This is a genomic window from Candidatus Thioglobus sp. (assembly GCF_028599055.1).
GTDB lineage: Bacteria > Pseudomonadota > Gammaproteobacteria > PS1 > Pseudothioglobaceae > Thioglobus_A.
The window spans coordinates 35,025-54,066 of the sequence record NZ_JAQRMS010000001.1; the positions used below are offsets into that span (position 1 = coordinate 35,025).

At 39.4% G+C, this 19,042-nt stretch carries 27 protein-coding genes and 1 tRNA gene; 14 read left to right on the forward strand and 14 right to left on the reverse strand.

Annotated features, from left to right (window positions below):
* Positions 1 to 18 precede the first annotated feature (18 nt).
* The 3 genes from oadA (at position 19) to panD (ending at position 3,523) form a co-directional block, all read left to right on the forward strand.
* Entirely contained in the window at positions 19 to 1,827 is a 1,809-nt protein-coding gene (gene oadA, locus PSN35_RS00215) for a sodium-extruding oxaloacetate decarboxylase subunit alpha (protein ID WP_300028096.1), read from the forward strand.
* Between the two features lie 17 nt (positions 1,828 to 1,844).
* Positions 1,845 to 2,975 (forward strand): sodium ion-translocating decarboxylase subunit beta, encoded by a 1,131-nt coding sequence (locus PSN35_RS00220; RefSeq protein WP_300028098.1) that lies wholly within the window; start codon positions 1,845 to 1,847, stop codon positions 2,973 to 2,975.
* Positions 2,976 to 3,154: 179 nt separating this feature from the next.
* Positions 3,155 to 3,523, forward strand: a complete 369-nt coding sequence (gene panD / locus PSN35_RS00225) for an aspartate 1-decarboxylase (protein ID WP_300028100.1) — start codon at positions 3,155 to 3,157, stop codon at positions 3,521 to 3,523.
* Here panD and lolD read toward each other — a convergent pair.
* Together lolD and PSN35_RS00235 are read right to left on the reverse strand one after the other, a co-directional pair.
* Positions 3,516 to 4,187, reverse strand: a complete 672-nt coding sequence (gene lolD / locus PSN35_RS00230; protein ID WP_300028102.1) for a lipoprotein-releasing ABC transporter ATP-binding protein LolD — start codon at positions 4,185 to 4,187, stop codon at positions 3,516 to 3,518. The genes panD and lolD overlap by 8 nt on opposite strands.
* Complete coding sequence (locus tag PSN35_RS00235) at positions 4,180 to 5,415, reverse strand: lipoprotein-releasing ABC transporter permease subunit (RefSeq protein WP_300028104.1); 1,236 nt, start codon at positions 5,413 to 5,415, stop codon at positions 4,180 to 4,182. Before PSN35_RS00235 ends, lolD begins: the two co-directional genes overlap by 8 nt.
* A gap of 59 nt (positions 5,416 to 5,474) precedes the next feature.
* Between PSN35_RS00235 and PSN35_RS00240 the strand changes: the two genes are divergently transcribed.
* The 8 genes from PSN35_RS00240 to PSN35_RS00275 all read left to right on the forward strand — a co-directional run bounded on the left by PSN35_RS00240 (position 5,475) and on the right by PSN35_RS00275 (position 9,700).
* On the forward strand, positions 5,475 to 5,906 hold the full coding sequence (locus tag PSN35_RS00240) for a phosphate-starvation-inducible PsiE family protein (protein WP_300028106.1): 432 nt from the start codon (positions 5,475 to 5,477) through the stop codon (positions 5,904 to 5,906).
* Between the two features lie 6 nt (positions 5,907 to 5,912).
* The gene (gene lpxK, locus PSN35_RS00245; RefSeq protein WP_300028107.1) at positions 5,913 to 6,860 is read left to right on the forward strand and encodes a tetraacyldisaccharide 4'-kinase; all 948 of its coding nucleotides are present in this window, start codon (positions 5,913 to 5,915) and stop codon (positions 6,858 to 6,860) included.
* Positions 6,857 to 7,018 (forward strand): Trm112 family protein, encoded by a 162-nt coding sequence (locus PSN35_RS00250; RefSeq protein WP_300028110.1) that lies wholly within the window; start codon positions 6,857 to 6,859, stop codon positions 7,016 to 7,018. The genes lpxK and PSN35_RS00250 overlap by 4 nt, the downstream gene beginning before the upstream one ends.
* Positions 7,019 to 7,021: 3 nt before the next feature.
* Complete coding sequence (kdsB, locus tag PSN35_RS00255; RefSeq protein ID WP_300028112.1) at positions 7,022 to 7,771, forward strand: 3-deoxy-manno-octulosonate cytidylyltransferase; 750 nt, start codon at positions 7,022 to 7,024, stop codon at positions 7,769 to 7,771.
* Between the two features lie 4 nt (positions 7,772 to 7,775).
* Positions 7,776 to 8,609, forward strand: coding sequence for a bifunctional methylenetetrahydrofolate dehydrogenase/methenyltetrahydrofolate cyclohydrolase FolD (gene folD / locus PSN35_RS00260; RefSeq protein ID WP_300028114.1), 834 nt, complete (start codon positions 7,776 to 7,778; stop codon positions 8,607 to 8,609).
* Positions 8,610 to 8,614: 5 nt separating this feature from the next.
* On the forward strand, positions 8,615 to 8,989 hold the full coding sequence (locus PSN35_RS00265) for a glutaredoxin domain-containing protein (RefSeq protein WP_300028116.1): 375 nt from the start codon (positions 8,615 to 8,617) through the stop codon (positions 8,987 to 8,989).
* Positions 8,990 to 8,992: 3 nt separating this feature from the next.
* Positions 8,993 to 9,331 carry a hypothetical protein gene (locus PSN35_RS00270; protein ID WP_300028118.1) on the forward strand — a complete coding sequence of 113 codons (339 nt, stop codon included), beginning with the start codon at positions 8,993 to 8,995 and terminating at the stop codon, positions 9,329 to 9,331.
* A 138-nt stretch (positions 9,332 to 9,469) separates the two neighbouring features.
* Positions 9,470 to 9,700: a hypothetical protein gene (locus PSN35_RS00275; RefSeq protein WP_300028120.1), complete on the forward strand. Its 231-nt coding sequence runs from the start codon at positions 9,470 to 9,472 to the stop codon at positions 9,698 to 9,700.
* On the opposite strand, the gene PSN35_RS00280 is transcribed toward PSN35_RS00275, so the two are convergent.
* From PSN35_RS00280 to purE, 3 genes are read right to left on the reverse strand one after another with little or no spacing between them, the layout of a single operon-like run.
* Positions 9,695 to 10,006, reverse strand: a complete 312-nt coding sequence (locus PSN35_RS00280; protein WP_300028121.1) for a hypothetical protein — start codon at positions 10,004 to 10,006, stop codon at positions 9,695 to 9,697. The two genes, PSN35_RS00275 and PSN35_RS00280, sit on opposite strands and share 6 nt — an antisense overlap.
* A gap of 5 nt (positions 10,007 to 10,011) precedes the next feature.
* Positions 10,012 to 11,103 (reverse strand): 5-(carboxyamino)imidazole ribonucleotide synthase, encoded by a 1,092-nt coding sequence (locus PSN35_RS00285; RefSeq protein ID WP_300028123.1) that lies wholly within the window; start codon positions 11,101 to 11,103, stop codon positions 10,012 to 10,014.
* Positions 11,104 to 11,106: 3 nt separating this feature from the next.
* Positions 11,107 to 11,595: a 5-(carboxyamino)imidazole ribonucleotide mutase gene (purE, locus tag PSN35_RS00290; protein ID WP_300028125.1), complete on the reverse strand. Its 489-nt coding sequence runs from the start codon at positions 11,593 to 11,595 to the stop codon at positions 11,107 to 11,109.
* Between the two features lie 122 nt (positions 11,596 to 11,717).
* On the opposite strand from purE, the gene PSN35_RS00295 reads away from it, so the two are divergent.
* Positions 11,718 to 12,305 carry a hypothetical protein gene (locus PSN35_RS00295; protein WP_300028127.1) on the forward strand — a complete coding sequence of 196 codons (588 nt, stop codon included), beginning with the start codon at positions 11,718 to 11,720 and terminating at the stop codon, positions 12,303 to 12,305.
* Here the strand turns inward: PSN35_RS00295 and PSN35_RS00300 are convergent.
* Genes PSN35_RS00300 through PSN35_RS00310 form a run of 3 tightly spaced genes read right to left on the reverse strand, consistent with a single transcriptional unit; the run spans position 12,300 to position 14,693 of the window.
* Entirely contained in the window at positions 12,300 to 12,902 is a 603-nt protein-coding gene (locus PSN35_RS00300) for a DUF2238 domain-containing protein (RefSeq protein ID WP_300028129.1), read from the reverse strand. The two genes, PSN35_RS00295 and PSN35_RS00300, sit on opposite strands and share 6 nt — an antisense overlap.
* A complete protein-coding gene (locus tag PSN35_RS00305) occupies positions 12,899 to 13,597 on the reverse strand; it encodes an alpha/beta fold hydrolase (protein WP_300028131.1) in 699 nt (232 codons plus the stop codon). The genes PSN35_RS00300 and PSN35_RS00305 overlap by 4 nt, the downstream gene beginning before the upstream one ends.
* On the reverse strand, positions 13,587 to 14,693 hold the full coding sequence (locus tag PSN35_RS00310; RefSeq protein WP_300028133.1) for an 8-amino-7-oxononanoate synthase: 1,107 nt from the start codon (positions 14,691 to 14,693) through the stop codon (positions 13,587 to 13,589). The genes PSN35_RS00305 and PSN35_RS00310 overlap by 11 nt, the downstream gene beginning before the upstream one ends.
* A 105-nt stretch (positions 14,694 to 14,798) precedes the next feature.
* On the opposite strand from PSN35_RS00310, the gene PSN35_RS00315 reads away from it, so the two are divergent.
* Positions 14,799 to 16,091 (forward strand): erythromycin esterase family protein, encoded by a 1,293-nt coding sequence (locus tag PSN35_RS00315; protein ID WP_300028135.1) that lies wholly within the window; start codon positions 14,799 to 14,801, stop codon positions 16,089 to 16,091.
* Between the two features lie 60 nt (positions 16,092 to 16,151).
* Positions 16,152 to 16,472, forward strand: a complete 321-nt coding sequence (locus PSN35_RS00320) for a DUF6172 family protein (protein ID WP_300028137.1) — start codon at positions 16,152 to 16,154, stop codon at positions 16,470 to 16,472.
* Positions 16,473 to 16,532: 60 nt separating this feature from the next.
* On the opposite strand, the gene PSN35_RS00325 is transcribed toward PSN35_RS00320, so the two are convergent.
* The 6 genes from PSN35_RS00325 to PSN35_RS00350 form a co-directional block, all read right to left on the reverse strand.
* Positions 16,533 to 17,312, reverse strand: coding sequence for a thiazole synthase (locus tag PSN35_RS00325; RefSeq protein ID WP_300028139.1), 780 nt, complete (start codon positions 17,310 to 17,312; stop codon positions 16,533 to 16,535).
* Between the two features lie 22 nt (positions 17,313 to 17,334).
* Positions 17,335 to 17,426, reverse strand: a tRNA-Ser gene (locus tag PSN35_RS00330).
* A gap of 49 nt (positions 17,427 to 17,475) precedes the next feature.
* Positions 17,476 to 17,904, reverse strand: a complete 429-nt coding sequence (locus PSN35_RS00335) for a hypothetical protein (protein ID WP_300028141.1) — start codon at positions 17,902 to 17,904, stop codon at positions 17,476 to 17,478.
* Complete coding sequence (locus PSN35_RS00340; protein WP_300028143.1) at positions 17,892 to 18,113, reverse strand: hypothetical protein; 222 nt, start codon at positions 18,111 to 18,113, stop codon at positions 17,892 to 17,894. Before PSN35_RS00340 ends, PSN35_RS00335 begins: the two co-directional genes overlap by 13 nt.
* Positions 18,106 to 18,519 (reverse strand): OsmC family protein, encoded by a 414-nt coding sequence (locus PSN35_RS00345; RefSeq protein ID WP_300028145.1) that lies wholly within the window; start codon positions 18,517 to 18,519, stop codon positions 18,106 to 18,108. Before PSN35_RS00345 ends, PSN35_RS00340 begins: the two co-directional genes overlap by 8 nt.
* A gap of 15 nt (positions 18,520 to 18,534) precedes the next feature.
* Positions 18,535 to 19,042: indole-3-glycerol-phosphate synthase (locus PSN35_RS00350; protein ID WP_300028147.1), on the reverse strand; the 508-nt coding region annotated here is incomplete at its 5' end.

The following is a 19,042-nucleotide window of genomic DNA, read 5'->3' on the forward strand; positions in this document are numbered from 1 at the left end:
CTAAATTTTCTAAGGAATATGACTAAAAAATCAACCAATACTGAAGGCAAAAAGGTAGAGATTACTGAGCTTGTTTTTAGAGATGCACATCAATCCCTTTTTGCAACGCGCATGCGCATTGACGACATGCTGCCGATTGCTGACAAGCTAGACAAAATTGGCTACTGGTCTGTAGAGTCATGGGGTGGTGCAACGTTTGATTCATGTATTCGCTATTTGGGCGAAGATCCGTGGGATCGTATTCGTGAAATTAAAGCAGTAATGCCAAACACCCCGCAGCAGATGTTGTTGCGTGGTCAAAACCTATTGGGCTATCGTCATTATAGTGATGATGTGGTGCGTAAATTTGTAGATCGTTGCGCAGAAAACGGTGTTGGTGTGTTTAGAATTTTTGATGCCATGAATGATGTTAGAAATCTAAAAACTGCTGTGGATCAAGCGGTTAAGTTGGATCAGCATGCTCAAGGTACTATTTCTTACACAGTAAGTCCGGTACACAATACACAAACCTGGCTAGACATGGCTAAGCGTATTGAAGACATGGGTGCACATTCTTTGTGTATTAAGGATATGGCTGGCTTATTGCAACCATATGTTGCCTATGATTTAGTCAAACAACTTAAAGAGACCATTGACATTCCGATTCAGCTGCACGCACATGCAACCACAGGCCTTTCTACAGCGACCATTATTAAATCGGTTGAAGCGGGTATTGATCGTGTTGATACAGCGATTGGCTCTATGAGTATGACTTACGGACACTCTGCAACCAACTCAGTAGTTTCTATTTTAGAAAACAGCCCTAGAAAAACTGGATTAAATTTAGAAAAATTAGAAGAAATTGATGCTTATTTCCGTCCAATTCGTTGTAAATATGCCAAATTTGAAGGTTCATTAAAAGGTGTAGATTCACGCATTTTGTTATCTCAAGTGCCTGGTGGCATGTTGACCAATATGGAAAATCAATTGCGTGAGCAAAATGCAGCTGACAAGATGGGCGAAGTATTGGCCGAAATTCCGCGTGTTAGAAAAGATTTAGGCTACATTCCATTGGTAACACCAACATCACAGATTGTAGGTACGCAATCAGTACTCAATGTATTAACGGGTGAGCGTTATAAAACCATTACCAAAGAGGCTGCAGGTGTTTTAAAAGGTGAATATGGCGCGACGCCAGCTGATGTTGATCAAGCTTTGCAAGTTAAAGTATTAGAGGGTTCGGAACCAATTACTTGTCGTCCAGCGGACAACATTGCCCCGGAAATGCATATTCTAGAGCAAGAATTTGACAAAATTGTTGCTGAGAAAAATATTCAGTTGGCACCTAATAAGATTGATGATTTAATGACCTATGCTTTATTCCCGCAAGTGGGTATTTCGTTCTTAGAAAATCGTAATAATCCAGATTTCTTTGAGCCTAAGCCTCAAGAGAGTGATAATTGCTCAGCACCAGATAGTGAAGAAGGTACTTACACTGTGTCATTCAAGGGTAATTCTTATACGGTTGATGTGTCAGCAGGCGGTGATATTACATCAATGCAACCTGCTTCTGCTGAACCTACAGCAGCGCCTGCTGCGCAAAAAGAAATCGTTAGCGAAGTGCCAGCTACAGGTGGCGAGGCAATTGGCGCACCATTATCTGGCAATATTTGGAAAGTAATGGTTTCTGTTAATCAAAAAGTAAATGAGGGTGATGTGCTGGTCATTCTTGAAGCCATGAAGATGGAAACAGAAATTAAAGCAGCCAGAAGTGGTGTGGTAACAGATATTAGCATTAGAGAAGGTGATGCAGTAACTGTAGGCCAAACGTTATTATCATTGGCATAATTAATTAGAGTTTTTATATGGAACAGTTAAATTCACTTTGGTTAAATACGGGTCTATATCAAATGGTATGGGGTCAAGGGCTAATGTTATTAGTTGGCATGTTGCTATTGTATCTAGCCATTATTAAGAATTTTGAGCCTTTATTACTGCTACCGATTGGTTTTGGCGCGATTCTGGCTAATATTCCCGGTGCCGGCATTGCTGAAGGTGAGGGTATATTGCATTTGTTTTATGTCATTGGTATTGAGTCAGGCGCTTTCCCGTTGATTATTTTTATGGGTGTAGGTGCATTAACCGATTTCGGCCCACTTTTGGCCAATCCTAAAACCTTGTTACTCGGCGCCGCTGCACAATTTGGTATTTTTGCAACGCTACTTGGTGCGATGGCATTAACCGCCGCCGGCGTATTTGATTTCAGTTTAACTGACGCCGCCGCTATTGGTATTATTGGTGGTGCAGATGGCCCAACCAGTATTTATGTGGCCAGTAAACTGGCACCAGAGTTATTAGGTGCAATTGCTGTGGCATCTTATTCATACATGGCATTAGTGCCATTAATTCAGCCGCCAATCATGCGCGCACTAACCACTGAAAAAGAGCGTCAAATTGAAATGGTGCAATTGCGTGAAGTGTCAACAGCAGAAAAAATCATTTTCCCAGTTATGTTGTTAATGTTGGTTGCACTACTATTGCCAGATGCAGCACCATTATTAGGTATGTTTGCCTTTGGTAATTTGATGAAAGAATCTGGCGTGGTTGATCGCTTAAGTGATACTACTCAAAATGCACTAATCAACATTGTTACAATCTTCTTAGGCTTGGCAGTTGGCTCAAAGCTTATGGCGGACAAGTTCTTGCAACCAGAAACCCTAGGTATTTTGGTACTGGGTATGGTTGCATTTGCGATTGGCACGGCTAGTGGCTTGTTAATGGCCAAAGCCATGAACCTGTTTAGCAAGAATAAAATTAACCCATTAATTGGTTCGGCTGGCGTGTCTGCTGTACCAATGGCGGCGCGTGTCTCTAACAAAGTAGGGTTAGAGTCAAATCCGCATAACTTCTTGTTAATGCATGCTATGGGTCCTAATGTGGCGGGTGTTATTGGCTCTGCTATTGCGGCAGGTATTATGATCCAACTGTTAAGCTAATTTTTGTTATTTTTTCTGTGTTGAATTAGTTTTATCACTTGCTATATACTTTGTGTAAGCGCCTACGTTATAAAACTAATTTGTCTTGAAAATTCTAAAAAAACTTTACTTAACTTACTTCGTAGAAAATAAAAAAATACTTGCAAAACCCTAAGGTATTAAATTCAAAATAAACGATTATGCAAAGAACATTTTTAAAAGCTAAACTTCATCGAGTAACTGCAACCGCCTCAGAGGTTGATTACGAAGGCTCGTGTGAAATTGATGGTGCGTTATTAGATGCAGCTGGTATTGGTACTTTTGAACAAATTCAAATTTATAATATTGCTAATGGTAATCGCTTTACCACATACGCTATTCGTGGCAAAGAAAACACTGGGGTTATTTCAGTTAATGGTGCAGCAGCCCATAAAGCAGCGGTTGGGGACTTGTTGATTATTGCTTCTTATGCAAGCTATGATGAAGAAGAGGTTAAAAACTTTGCGCCAACTTTATGTTACGTTGATGAAAACAACGTGCTGACGAGAAAGAGTTCGTCCATTAGCTAAACTGACCATTCTCCAATACCAATACTCGCTGCATTTTTTCTGCAATTCGTTCATCGTGAGTAACAATAATCAAAGCGCTGTTGTGCGTTTGGTTAAGTTTAATCATTAAATTCAATACTTCATCAGCATTTTGACGATCAAGATTGCCAGTTGGTTCATCTGCTAATAAACATTTTGGCTGGGTAATTAGCGCTCTAGCAATCGCAACGCGCTGCCTTTCGCCGCCTGATAATTCACTAGGTAAATGGTTGTGACGATGTTCGAGACCAATGGTTGCCAATATTTTTGTGGCTGCCTGTTGGGCGGATTTTTTATCAATGCCTTGAATGAGTAGTGGCATCATGACATTGTTGATCGCGTTAAAATCTTTAAGCAAGTGGTGAAATTGATAAACAAAACCTAAATTGTCAGCTCTAAGCTGAGTAATCTCAGTCTCGTTTAAGGTTGACAGATCTGTATTGTTAATAATTACTTGGCCACTACTAGGATGATCAATACCACCCAATAAATTTAGCAAAGTAGATTTGCCACAGCCTGACTGGCCTAGAATTGCGATCGATTCTTGCGCTTGCACTTCAAAATTGAGATTATTGATAATTTGATTCTGTTGAGATCCATCCTCATAATGATAATTGAGATCTTTGCAGCGGATAATACTACTCATGATTCAACACCTTGGCAATCGCCACTTTGCCAGCGCGTTTGGCAGGATAAATAGAGGCGAATATCACCAATATAAAGGCGCCTACGGCAATCATGATAATGTCGTTAAGTTGTATTTCAGAAGGGAAGCGATTAATATAAAACACATCCTTTGGAAAAAACTCAAATCCTAGCAATGTCTCAATGCTGCTCACAATAGCTTCAATGTTTAATGCTAACAATACACCCAGCATTAGGCCGATCACAATGCCGATAATGCCAATAGTGAGCCCTTGGTAGAAGAACACTTTGACAATGCGTTTTGGCGTCATACCCAGGGTGCGCAAAATAGCAATATCAGCCGTTTTATCAGTTACTACCATCACCATCATCGAAACAATGTTAAAGGCGGCGACGGCAATAATGAGTGATAGCACAATGCCAATCATTTGTTTTTCAAGATTTAGCGCCTTAATAAAATTAGCTTTTTGTTGTGTCCAGTCAATGCCGTAGTATTGATGATTGCCTAGGCGCTTGACTGCTGTTTGAGTGATAGACCTAGCATTGAATAAGTCATCCACCTTAAGTCGAATGCCACTCACCTTATTTTTCATTGAGTAAAGTAGTTGTGCTTGTTTAAGCTGGATAAATGCTAAATTATTATCATACTCATTAACGCCAGCATCAAATATACCTGAGACACTAAAGCGCTTAAAGCGTGGTTGAACACCAATAATGCTTGAGGAAAGTTGTGGGGTGAGTAATGTTACTTTATCACCCAGCGTGACTCCTAATTGTGTTGCTAATCCAGATCCGAGTAATATGCCAGATTTGGCAAGGTTGCTATCTCCTAGTTTCATGTTGTCTAGTAGTACTGAGGTTTGTGTTTCTAGCTCAGGAATAATGCCTCGAACACTGATTCCTTGAGCGCCATTGCTGGTGTTGAGTAGGGCATATTTTTCAATATAAGGGGCAGAGTTAATAACATGTGGCGTTTGATTGATGGTTGTTTGCGCGTCTTGCCAATTAGATAGCGCACCATCATAATCACTAATGGTTGAATGTGATATGGCGCTTAGCACCCGATCTCGAAGCTCCTGATGAAAGCCATTCATGACTGATAAAACCGTCACCAGTGTCATGACACCTAAAATTAACCCTATCATTGACACGCCAGAAATAAAGGATACAAAGCCTTTTTTGCGATTTGATCGCAAATACTGGTTAGAAATGTCAAATTCGATACTCATGGTGCTGATATTTTGTCATAATTAGCACTTTGTAAATAACTAAATAATGAGGGGAGAAAATGTCAAAGGTAACAGCTAAAGATCGGATTGATCAATTGGGGGATTTTTTAATTGAGGTTTTTCACGTTGTGGGTTTGTTTGTTATTGGCGGTACGATCGTTTGGTCAGCCATTGGTGAATATTTAATCATCATGCAACATGAGTCTGGTTTTGCCTCACTCAAAGATATTTTGCTATTATTCATCTATTTAGAATTAGGTGCGATGACGGGTATTTATTTTAAAACTCATCGACTGCCAGTTATTTTCCTGATCTATATTGCGATTACAGCCATCACTAGATTCCTAGTAATTGACATGAAAGAGTTAGTTTCTACAGATAAGTTTAATGTGTTAATTATGGTTGTTGCAATTATGATATTAACCATTGCTGCAGGATTTTTAAGATTTACTGAGAAGAAATTTGAAAATTCAAATGAGTGTTTTAAATAAATCTAAATGGATTTAAATACTCGGGGGGTTGTTAATTATCTACTGTTACCGATCTCTGGTGTTTTCTATGCATTAAGTAGCATGCGTAGAATGCTCTATCGAATTGGGGTTTTTACGACTAATCAATTTAAAGTGCCGGTCGTGGTGGTGGGCAATATTACCGTTGGTGGCAGTGGTAAAACACCAATTGTTATAAAACTGGTCAAGCATTTTCAACAGCAAGATAAGAAAGTGGGCGTAGTATCCAGAGGCTATGGCGGTTCGCATGCATCCGGTAGTTTGCTGGTGGATGTTGGTACGAGCGCCGGTTTATCTGGTGACGAGCCATTGTTAATCGCCATGCAAACAGGTGTGCCTGTGATGATTAATAAAGATCGTTCCAAAGCAGTCTATGATCTTATTGAGCAGTGCCAACCAGACGTTGTTATTAGTGATGATGGTTTGCAACATTACGCCATGGGTAGAGACATTGAAATAGCAGTTGTTGATGGTAGACGTCGATTTGGCAATGGATTTTACTTGCCGGCTGGGCCGCTTAGGGAGTCACAATCACGACTTAATGAAGTGGATTTTGTGATCAATAATGGCGCAATACAAGCAGGTGAAATTACCGCGAGACTAGAGCCTAAATTTTTTGTCAATGTATTAACAGGTGAGCAACAGCCGCTAGATTTTTTCATTAAAAAGGTGTGTCATGGTGTGGCAGGCATTGGTCATCCACAAAGGTTTTTTGATGTGATTAAGCATCTTTGCGCTATTTTGTATCGCCATAAATTTAAAGATCATCACCCTTATGTGGATAAGGATTTAGCATTTGATGACGAGCATCCGATTATTATGACGGCTAAGGATTGTGTAAAATGTAGTGAGTTCGCTAATGACCGTATGTGGTATTTGCATGTTGAAGTCAATTTGAGCGAAGATTTTCTGACTAAGCTAGACGCAAAATTATGATTGATAAAGAATTATTAAAATTATTAGTATGTCCAAAATCTAAAGCACCCCTAGAGCAAGTGGGTGATGAGCTTGTTTGTAAAACTAGCGGTTTGGCTTATCCAATTGAAGACGGCATTCCGGTACTTTTAGAAGAAGAAGCTAGAAAGCTAGATTAGCTGATGAGTTTTAGTGTCATCATTCCGGCTCGGTATGCATCGAGCAGATTGTCCGCAAAACTCTTAAAAGACATCCATGGCAAGCCTTTGATTCAGCTTACCTATGAAAACGCCACAAAGAGTGGTGCGTCACAAGTTGTTGTTGCTACTGATGATCAGCGTATTGCGCAAGTTTGCAAAAATTTTGGCGCTAAGGTTTGTATGACGGGTGAGCATCATACTTCTGGCACTTCAAGAATTGCAGAAGTATTAAATGAATTAAATATTGCTGATGATGAAATTATTGTCAATGTGCAGGGTGATGAACCCATGTTGGATCCAGCAGTGATTAATCAAGTAGCTGATAATTTACACAAAAGTCAAATGCAGATGGCCACCTTGTGTGAGCCGGTGGCGGATAAAGCGCAATACCTAGATCCAAATTGCGTTAAGGTGGTATTCGATAAATTTGGCAAAGCGCTATATTTTTCTCGCGCACCCATTCCTTATTTTAGAGAGGCGCAAGATTTTGACTTGTCATTGTGCCATAAACATATTGGTATTTATGCTTATCGATCAGCATTTATTAAGCAATATTTAAAGATGGATAGTTCACGTTTGGAGCAAGTTGAAAGACTTGAGCAGCTCACCGTACTCAATGAAGGGTTTGATGTCCATGTGGAGAATGCTTGTGGCGATACCGGCTTTGGTGTAGACACACAAGATGATTTGGATAAGGTGTTGGCAGCATTAGCGCCTAACAACAAAGGTTAAAAAAATGAAAATTATTGACGGTAAGAAAATTGCCCAAGATTTGCGCAATGATATTGCAAAAAAAGTTAAACAGTTTGATCGAGCGCCAGGCTTGGCGGTTATTCTAGTGGGTGATGATCCTGCTTCTGCTGTGTATGTTCGTAACAAGGATAATGCTTGCAGGGAAGTAGGTTTTTATTCAGAAAAAATTAACAAACCAGCCGATATCACCCAGCAGCAATTACTCGATGAGATTGAGCGTCTTAACAATGACGATAAAATTGACGGCATTTTAGTGCAACTACCTTTGCCGGAACATTTAGATGCAAATTTAGTGATTGAGACCATTTCTCCTGAAAAAGATGTAGATGGCTTTCATAGCGAGAATATTGGCAAATTGATGCAAAATAAGGCTTATTTGCGCCCATGTACACCCAAGGGGGTAATGACCATGTTGGCCACAACAGGTATTGACTTGGTGGGTAAAAATTGTGTGGTTGTTGGCGCGTCTAATATTGTGGGTCGCCCGATGGCGATGGAGCTTTTAAATGCGCGTGCAACCGTGACCATTTGTAATAGCAAGACCACAGACTTATCAGGCAAACTTCAGCAGGCTGATGTTGTGGTGGCCGCTGTTGGCATTCCACAGATGATTCAGGGTGATTGGGTTAAGCCAGGTGCTGTTGTTATTGATGTGGGTATTAACCGCCTTGATAGTGGAAAATTAGTTGGTGATGTTGATTTTGATGCGGCGAGCGTTAATGCAGCATGGATCACGCCAGTGCCAGGCGGTGTCGGGCCGATGACAATTGCCACACTACTTGAAAACACATTAACAGCATTTGAGAATAGGAAATAAACAACATGAAAATTTTATTAAAAGCATTTAGAAATGGTCTAGGCGCATTAATTGCGTTAATCAGTCGATTAATTCCGGTTAAGAAAGTAAAAAGAGATACGGATGCTCAGGCAGTCGCTGACACAAAAGCACAAACAATTGAGCTTTATCAGTTTTTCGCTTGCCCATTTTGCATTATCATTAGACGCGTTATTAGACGGTTAAACATTAATATTGTTACTCGTAATGCACAAACTCGTGGCGGCATGTATCGTGAAGAGATGATGAAAGAAACAGGTAAAGTACAAGTGCCTTGTTTGAAAATTACTGAGAACGGCAAAGTAACCTGGATGTTTGAATCAGCTGACATTAAAGCTTACTTAGAGAAAGAATTTGGCTAGTTCATGATCTATGTTGAAGGCGGAACAAGTATTCAACAAAGATTAGCAAAAGATCTTTATGTTTTCTGCTCTCAAGCGTTAAACATCAAGAAACAAATTGATGTTGATCTAAAAATCAAAGTTGTTGAGCATGCTCAGGCTTGGACGGATCATGAAGGCGAGGGAAAATTCTATATCGATATTGATAAAAATCTATCAATAGATAAGTTTATCACTGCGTTTTGTCATGAGATGATTCACGTTATTCAGCATTTGCGTGACAAGCCTATCAGTGAAAAGGAAGCTTACCAATTAGAAGCTAGTTTGGCAGAAAGCTTCAAGGTGAAGTTTAGCAATGGATAATTTATTATCCGTTTTTCTATTTGCTGTATTTGGCTTATAAATTATTTATAACTAAAAAGCAGCGGTTAATAGATAGCCAAGCCACTGAGCTTTGTTCAAGCTGTGTTGTTTCAATGGGTTAATCCAAAGGCTTGGGTAATGATCTTTAGTGGCATTGGTGTATTTACCTCAAGTGCTGACATGCAGTCAACAACCTGGATTTTAGCCTTGAGTTTTATGATTGCCATTTTTCCATGTAATGGATCCTGGTTGTTTCTAGGATCTCAGATGAAAAAATTAATTAAAACAGATACTCACTATCGATGGTTTAATCGAATCATGGCCATCTTGTTGGTTGTCTCTGTGTTGCCTAGTGTAATAGTGTTATAGATTCTTGATATCAAACTTAATCGGCTCAGGTGCCGGTTGCACAATCTTCGGCACAAAGATAACGTTGCCATATAGTGAGTAGCCATTTTTACTGGCCATATCATTAAGCGCCAATCCCATCTCTTTGCCTTGTTCGTTGACTATCAGCATGCCATTATCAAGCTTAATCTGATCAACAGGTCCGCCAATAAAGGTTGCTAATTCATCTTCACCAAAAGAAGGGTTGTCGTCAATCGGCTTGATGTTAATTGGGTCACCCATCGGATGATAAAGAATGGATGCAGGCCAGTTATATTCGTCAGACATAGTTTTTAGTTGGGTAAAAAGTCAGTTAAGGTGGCAATGCTGGCGTTTAGTTCAGATAGGGTATTAGCAGTGATGTTAATATGTCCCAACTTTCTATCAGCACGTTCAGTTTTATCGTATAAATGCAAGTGTGCATTTGACATTTTAAGTGCCAAATCAGTTGGCCCAATTTCACCAATGATATTAATCATGGCGCTAAACGGGTGAGCGGGTGATGTATCGCCTAGTGGCATGCCACTAATAGCACGCACATGGTTTTCAAATTGTGATGTGTTAGCACCTTCAATGCTCCAGTGGCCAGAATTATGAACACGGGGTGCCATCTCGTTTACGACTAAACCATCTTCAGTTTCAAATAACTCAATAGTCAGCACACCAACATGATCCATTTCATCTAACAAGGTTTGCATGTAATGCTCGGCTGTTTTTTGCACTTCAGAATTAATGGCTTGTGCAGGGGCAATGGTGAGTCGTAAAATTCCATCGTGATGTGTATTTTCAACCAAAGGGTAGTATTTATGATCATTGTCAATACCGCGCACTGCAATCAAAGAAAGCTCACGCTTAAAATTAACAAAACCTTCAAGAATGGACTCAACACCATTCATGCTTTTCCAAGCATCAGCAATTTGACTCGTTTCACGAATTAGAAATTGACCTTTGCCATCGTAGCCTTCAGTTGCTGTTTTTAAAATAGCCGGTAAGCCAATGTTATCTACCGCATCGATCAAATCTTGTTCAGAGTTAACCATTTGATATGGCGCACAAGGAATGCTTAGTTGGTCAAATAAAGCTTTTTCACGACCACGGTGTTGCGTAATAAATAGTGATTTTTCACCTGGATAAACTTGAACGTCTTTATTAATTTCTCTGACTACCTCAACATCAGTATTTTCACTTTCATAAGTAATAACATCAGCAAAGGCAACTAGTGATTCAATGTTGTCTGCATTATCTTCCAGTGCAAACATGTGTCCAAGTAATGCAGAAGGCTCATTGTTTGAGTTTCCAGAGAAGCCAAATTGATGATTCAAAGGATAGCCTGAAATTGCCATCATTCTGCCAAGTTGGCCTGCGCCAAGTACACCAATTTTCATCGTTTAGCCTGCAGGGTTTGGATTATCTAAAACGTCTTGAGTTTGTTTCGCTCTAAAAGCGGCAACTTTTGCTTTGACATTATCATCATGATTGGCAATAATTTGTGCAGCTAAAATACCGGCATTCTTAGCACCTGATTCACCAATAGCAAGCGTTCCAACAGGAATACCGCCTGGCATTTGTGCGATTGATAGTAGTGAATCTTGACCGCTCAGCGCGCGCGATTGTACTGGCACACCAAGTACGGGAACAATGGTTTTGGCAGCCACCATACCAGGTAGATGCGCCGCACCACCTGCACCTGCAATAATTACTTTTAAGCCTCGATCTTCGGCGCTAGCAGCGTAGTCAAACATTTTGTCTGGGGTGCGATGCGCAGAAACCACTTCAACCTCATGCGCTACGCCAAATTCTTCCAACATTTCTACTGCATTTTTCATGGTTGGCCAATCTGATTTAGACCCCATAATAACACCAACAACTACACTCATAGCCTTCTCCAAGGTTTGTAACTTTATGGAAATTATACTCAAATAGCATCTACATAGATAGCAATGGGATGGATATAGTCGGTTAAAATCAAGGTATTGTTTATTTTAACTAGTGACTAATTATGTCAAATTCAGCCATTCAAGATCTTATTGATCAATTTAACCAAATTAAGAAAAACTTAGAAACAAATGTTGAATCCAAGCGAAAACAATTTAATTATCAATTTAGTAAAAAACGGATTACCTTTGAAAGAACTTTGCTTAAAGCTCATAAGAAGCTAAAAACAGGTTCTTTGCGCTATTTATTTGATGCCAATCCGTTAATTATCATTACCGCGCCTCTTATTTATATTTTGATTGTGCCATTACTTTTATTGGACTTATTTGTATCTTTGTATCAAGCTATTTGTTTTCCAGTTTACAAAGTGCAAAAAATTAAAAGAAGTGACTATATTGTGATTGACAGGCATAAGCTTGGTTATCTCAATACTATTGAAAAAATCGGCTGCATGTATTGTGGTTATGCAAATGGCCTATTGAGTTATGTAGGTGAGATAGCCTCTATGACAGAGCAGTATTTTTGCCCTATAAAACATGCAAGAAGAGTGAAAAATCCACATGATCGGTATTGGGACTTTATTGATTACGGTGATGCTGATACTTATGTCAGCAATTTAAAAGAGCAGCGAAATAAAGTTAAAAAATTATAGGAATTTTTTCTTACTATTGGTAAAGATTAAAAACAACCAGGCGCCAACACCTGTTAAAAATACATCTTTTTCAGCATCCCAAATATCACCTTGAGAACCGAGAAACATGTTGGATGCGCTGTCTTGTTCATAGATTTCTGCATACCACCATTCTAGTATTTCATAGCTGGCACCAATGCCAATAAAAATCATAACCAGCGCAAAAGTTTCAATACGATGATTTGAAAAACTAACAACGCGATCAAATTTTTCTTTAAATGGAAGAATAATTAAAAATCCAAATGCAAAATGCACAAGTCGATCAAAATGGTTTCTTTGTAAATCTAACAGTTCTGCCACCCAAAATCCAAATGGCACTTGTGCATAGGTGTAGTGCGCGCCAATAGTTTGCAATATGCAAAAAATAAATATAAGCCAGTAGGCAGAATTAGAGAATTGATAGGACGGATAATGAAATATTAAGTAAGAAATACAAATAATTAAAATAATATTTTCCGCAAACCAGATATCTCGATACATCGGATTGATCGCTAAAATACCCCAAAATACTAAAAATATAATTAGCAGAGTTGGTGCAATTGATTTAGTTTTATTCATAGTTTAAAGTCGTTGTGTAAAAAAGGCAGGTGGCCAGTATCCAATAACGATACCGATATATTTTGATTTGAGTACCATTGTTTGATTGTATGTGGCACGAGCGTGTCACGGCTACCTAGAGTTGCTTCAATAGGAATTGATAGATGTTTAAAGTGCTCGGTTAAATCACTGGTTAATAAAATTTCCAAACCCTGATTGAGCGCGCTTGCGCTTGCTGGCAGCGTATCAATTGACTGAATTAAAGTTTTCAGCTGATTTTTATTTTGAGTTTGTAAACTAACAAAGCGCTTTAATCCTTTTGATAAATTAAGTGACAACGCATTAGAAAACTGTTGAAAATTATCAGCATTAATACCGTATTGCCAATGAGAATTCTGTACAAAGTTTGGGGTAGATGCTACAAGAATTAATTTTGATAACTTGATTTTTTTAGCCAGATTAATGGCTAGCAATCCACCCAATGACCAGCCTAATAGAATTGGATTGTTGGGTAATAGTTTAATAATTTCATCACACCATTCATCCAGTCCTCCAGCGACATCATCACTTCTGCCATGACCAGGTAGGTCAATTTTAGTAATTCGATATTGATGTTTGTATTTTTCAATCAGACTATCGAATAAATCTGAATTAAAACCCCAACCGTGAAGCAGTACAAGATCGGGGCCGGCGCCTGTGGTTTGACTATAGAGCATTTTTAATACAAGCTAGTAGCTGTTCGATTTGACTTTGAGAGTGATTAGCATTCAGGGTGATTCTCAATCGCTCTGTGCCTTTGGGTACAGTTGGTGGGCGAATGGCACTGACATAAAATCCCTGTTCAAATAATTGTTGACTAATTTTTAGGGCTTTTTCACTATTGCCAATAATGAGTGGTTGAATGGCACTACTAGATTTGGAAATTGGCAGACCGATAGCTTCGGAAAAATTCCGGAAAAAATCAATATTGGCGAGCAATTTAGCTTTTTGCTCACCTTGTTTGATTAAATCTAGACTTTTGAGTGTTGCTGTACAAATGGCAGGCGAGATGGCGGTGGTGTAGATGTACGGGCGCGATTTTTGGATTAAAAATTCAATAAAATCAGCGTTTCCAGCTACAAAAGCGCCCATTGTGCCTGCAGCTTTGCCTAAAGTGGCCATATAAATAGAATTTTTCGGAATATTTGGCTTAAATACGCCAAATCCATGCGCATCATCCTGCATTAAAATTGCATTAGAAAAATTTGAGATTTTTTGTAAATCATCGATATTTGCCTGGTCACCATCCATACTAAAGATATTGTCAGTCACAATCATGCCTTGGCCCGATTGTTTGCTAATTTTTTTATTGAGTGATTCGATATTATTGTGCAAATATCGTTGTAATGGTAAACCAATGAGTTGATTGGCATCAATGAGTGATGCGTGGTTGAGTTTGTCTTGTAATACCCAGTCTAGCTCATCTCTAAGCGCTGAAAAAACACCCAAATTAGCACTATAGCCCGTTGAGAATAGCAAGGCTCGCTCCTGTTGCGTGTAGTCGGCTAATGCCTCTTCTAGATCGTGATGGGCACGAGAATGTCCGCTGACCAAATGGGAAGCGCCAGAGCCGACACCAAACTTATCAACCCCTTGTTTGAATGATTCTTTAACAAGGGCGTGGTTAGCCAATGACAGGTAATCATTTGAACAAAAATTAATCAGTGATTTTCCATTGATTATTATTTGTGTATCTTGCGCACTCTCAGACACTTTTCTTGATCGATAAAGATGGCTTTTTTTAATGGCTAATAATTTTTCTGAAAAATTCATAAGCCTTATTTTAATATTTATTTGTTCGTTGCATGAGTGTAGAATTAACTTATTCTTTGGTAAATCTTGCTGATCACTATGAAAAAGATAAGGCTATTTTTCATCATGCTGTTTTCATCAGTCACTTTTGCTAATGCGCCACCTTCAGACGATTACCTGCTTGGATATTTTTCATCTAAGGCGAAGCCGTTAATCACTACAAGCAGTCTGAATGAAATGATTGAGTTAATGGGTGATCGTCAATTGGTAATGCTGGGAGAATCATCGCATGGCAGTGCAGAGTTTTACGCTAAGCGTCTGGAAATTACCAAGCGTCTAATCCGTGAAAAGAAATTTAATTTTATTGTTGTGGAGGGTGATTGGGCTTCAATTGCTCGTTTAAATCAATATGTTAAAAATACCTCAAATTCTTTATCATCGGCTAGAGAGGTTTTGCACACTTTTAACCGTTGGCCAGAGTGGATGTGGAAAAATAGTTATATTGAAAATCTTGCCGAGTGGCTAAGAAAATATAACTTCAATTTGCCTGATCATGAAAAAGTGGGTATTTATGGCATGGATGTATACGAACAACAGGATGCTATTGACGGGCTGTTGGTATTTATCGATCAGTATTTTCCTTATTATTACACCCAAGTTAATCAAAATCTTAAGTGCTTTACCAGGAGGTATCGCCAATATTGGGAGCAAAACATAGCACGTGGCGATTTTTCATGTCAACAGGGTTTGACTGCTGTTGCTAATCTTCTGCATTATCTTGTTGCGACTAATAACACTTTTAAAGAAATTGATTTTTTTCAGGCTGAGCAAAATGCACTAATTGTTAAAAATGCCGAATCTTTTTACCGTTTAAGTGATCTTGATAAAAATACCGACTCCTGGAATAGTCGAGCCGACCACATGTGGTTATCAATCAAGCGATTGCTAGCTTTGCACGGCGATCAATCTAAGGGTATTATTTGGGCACATAATACACATGTGGGCGATGCACGAGCTACGCCCATGTATTCAAGTGGTTTAAATAATATTGGTCATTTGAGCAGAGCCGAATTTGGAGAACGCCGAGTGTTTATTCTAGGGTTTGGCACGAATCAAGGGAAAGTGTCTGCGGCACATAGTTGGGGTGAGCCCATGCAAGTAATGACTGTTCCTATTGGTGCTGATGGGAGTTATGAGCAAATATTAAGTCAGATCAACAAACCTAGTTTTTACTTATTGTTTAACAACAGAGATCGGGCAAATTTATTGCTTAACCAATATCGTCAACACCGAGCTATTGGCGTTGTTTACGATCCAGACCATGAAAAGTCAAAACACTATGTGCCCAGTATTTTGCCGAGACGTTACGATGGTTTTATCTTTATAAACAACACCACTGAATTGAAAGAGTTGGATTAACTTAAATACTGTTTTAAGTCTCGCTTAAAATAACAACTTAATTATTATTATCTAAGCGCCATGAAAAAGACATTTAGCTTTTCCCATCCTAAAAAACAAAGACCTAGAGTGGCAGATGCCATTAAGCATGAGTTAAAAAAATATATTAAGCGCGAGCGTAATAAAAAACTACCCGATGATATGGATTTTTGGGATTTTGATTGTCGTTTTGGTGCAGATGAAGCCTCTGCTGGCATGATTCATGTGTCAGAAATTAACAAGGTTATTGCAGAGGCGCATGATGAAGGCCTAGATACATTTTATCTAGAGGTGTTAGCCAAACCCGCCAAAAGAACTAAAAAGCCAGAATCAGAAAAAGAGCCTGAAAGCTTTTTAGAGTAATTTGAATTGAAAAAAATACCGCTAATTTATCGGTATTTTTTACTTGAATCTTTAAGTTTTTTAGATTAAGTTTTCCATTGGTGAGGAGGCAGAAGCGTAAGCTTTTTTCATCATTCTTCCTGCTAGGTAGGACTCTCTGCCAGCAATCACTGCATGTTTCATTGCACTGGCCATCAAAATAGGGTCTTGCGCATTGGCAATAGCAGAGTTCATTAGGACGCCATCACAGCCAAGCTCCATCGCACGCGCTGCATCCGTGGCACAGCCAATACCTGCATCAACCAACACAGGCACTTTGGCTTGTTCTTTGATTAATTTGATGTTGGCAGGGTTGGCAATGCCTTGGCCTGAGCCAATCAGTGAGGCGAGTGGCATTACGGCGGCACAACCGATATTCTCAAGCTCTTTAGCAACAATTGGGTCGTCACTGGTGTAGACCATCACATCAAAGCCGTCATTAACTAGTGTTTTTGCGGCTGCTAGTGTTTCAACAATGTTTGGATAAAGTGTTTTTTCATCGCCTAGTACCTCAAGCTTTACCAAGTTATGCCCGCCTAATAATTCACGTGCTAATTGGCAAGTGCGCACAGCATCTTTGGCCGTGTAGCAGCCTGCCGTATTTGGCAAAATGGTGTACTTATCTGGCGAGATAACATCAAGTAAATTTGGCTCGTTTTCATCCTGGCCAATATTAGTACGACGAATGGCAACGGTGATAATGTCAGCTTCAGCTGCATCCGTTGCGAGTTTTGTTTCGGTTAAATCTTTATACTTTCCTGAGCCGACCAGTAAGCGAGAATTATAAGTTTTTCCGGCAATTACTAGAGGTGCGTCAGTCATAATGATAAAGGTTTATTAATTATGGCGGAGAGTGAGGGATTTGAACCCTCGATAGGGGATAAACCCTATACACCCTTAGCAGGGGCGCGCCTTCAGCCACTCGGCCAACTCTCCATGAAAAAAAATATTATACCCTAAATATTTTAAATTTAAATAGCTAGTTTCAAAAACCGTAGTTATAGCGAAGTTTGAGTGCGCCAGGGTCATCTCCTTTAAAATCAATCATTCTAAAGCGCAGTTGACCCCAGTCTCCTTCTAGTTTGATTTTCTCTTGCAAGGCTTGAAGTTTAATTTTTGCATCGAGAATGGCTTGCTCTGATTCATTCCAATTGCTATTTTCGTCTTTAGGGGTGCCAAGTTGATACTCATGAAACAAAAGCTCGTTTTGAATGTCTGTTGCTTCAAGGTTGATATTGTACGTATCTTCACCCATTTCATAGCTAACTTCTAAATCTAGAATTTCATAGTTAATGGATTCAATCTCATCAGCAACGTTAATGGTTTCATTGGTTGTATTTTCAGCAAATGCTACTTGTGCGAATCCAAGCGATAATAATAGTAACGCCTTACTAAGCTGCTTTAAAAAAACCAATGATAAAGTCCTAGAGTGTTGACACAAACAAAAACAGCATTTAGTAGCACTAACGATTTGTCGTTATTTTTAGCGCCCTGGATAATCCAGCTGATGGCTGAAACCATGAAGAATAGGTAGCCAAATTTAGAATACTCAAAATTGAGCGCCACTAGTAAACCTCCGGTTATACCAGTAATGGTGCCGAGCCAGCCCCAGTTGTTAGTCATTGATAGAAAAATCGTGAGTAACGTCAGCCATTTTCCCAAGCATGATGGAGGCAGAGCAGTATTTGTCAGCCGACAAACTAACCGCCTTGGCTATTTTTTTCTCGTTAAGATTATTGCCACTGATAACAAAGTGTAGGTGGATTTTAGTAAATACCTTAGGGTGTTCATCAGCACGCTCAGCTGAAATTTCAACGCGACAATCATCAACCACTTCGCGCATCTTTTTTAGGGTTGAGACTACGTCAACCGTGGTGCAACCACCCATGCCAATTAGTAGCATTTCCATGGGTCTAACGCCTAAATTATTGCCGCCTAACTCTTCAGGACCGTCCATCACAATGGCGTGTCCGCTGGCAGATTCGCCTACCATCATCATGCCGTCAATCCATTTAACTGTTGTGTTCATGTTGCCATCCCTATTTTAGGCGAAAATATCTTCTAGTGCTTGACCTGGGTTATCCTGGCGCATGAATGCTTCACCCACTAGGAATGAATGAATATTGTGCTCTTTCATGAGCTTAACATCTTGTGCGCCTAGAATGCCGCTTTCAGTAATAACGAGTGTATCGTCGTCAATGGCCTCTAATAGATCAATCGTGGTTTGCAAGGTAACATCAAAAGTGCGTAAATTACGGTTGTTAATACCCACCATTGGTAGGCGTAACTGTTGTACACGCTTAAGCTCTTCAAGATTGTGCACTTCAATTAATACATCCATGTGGCAAGAAATAGCCAACATGGCTAAATCCTCCATGCGCTGATCATCAAGACAAGCGGCAATGAGCAAAATACAATCTGCGCCCAAAACTCTTGATTGAAACACCTGGTATGGTTCAATAATGAATTCTTTGCGTAATACTGGCAGCGTGGAGACGGACCTAACTTGTGCAACATATTGATCATCACCTTGAAAGAAATCTTTGTCAGTT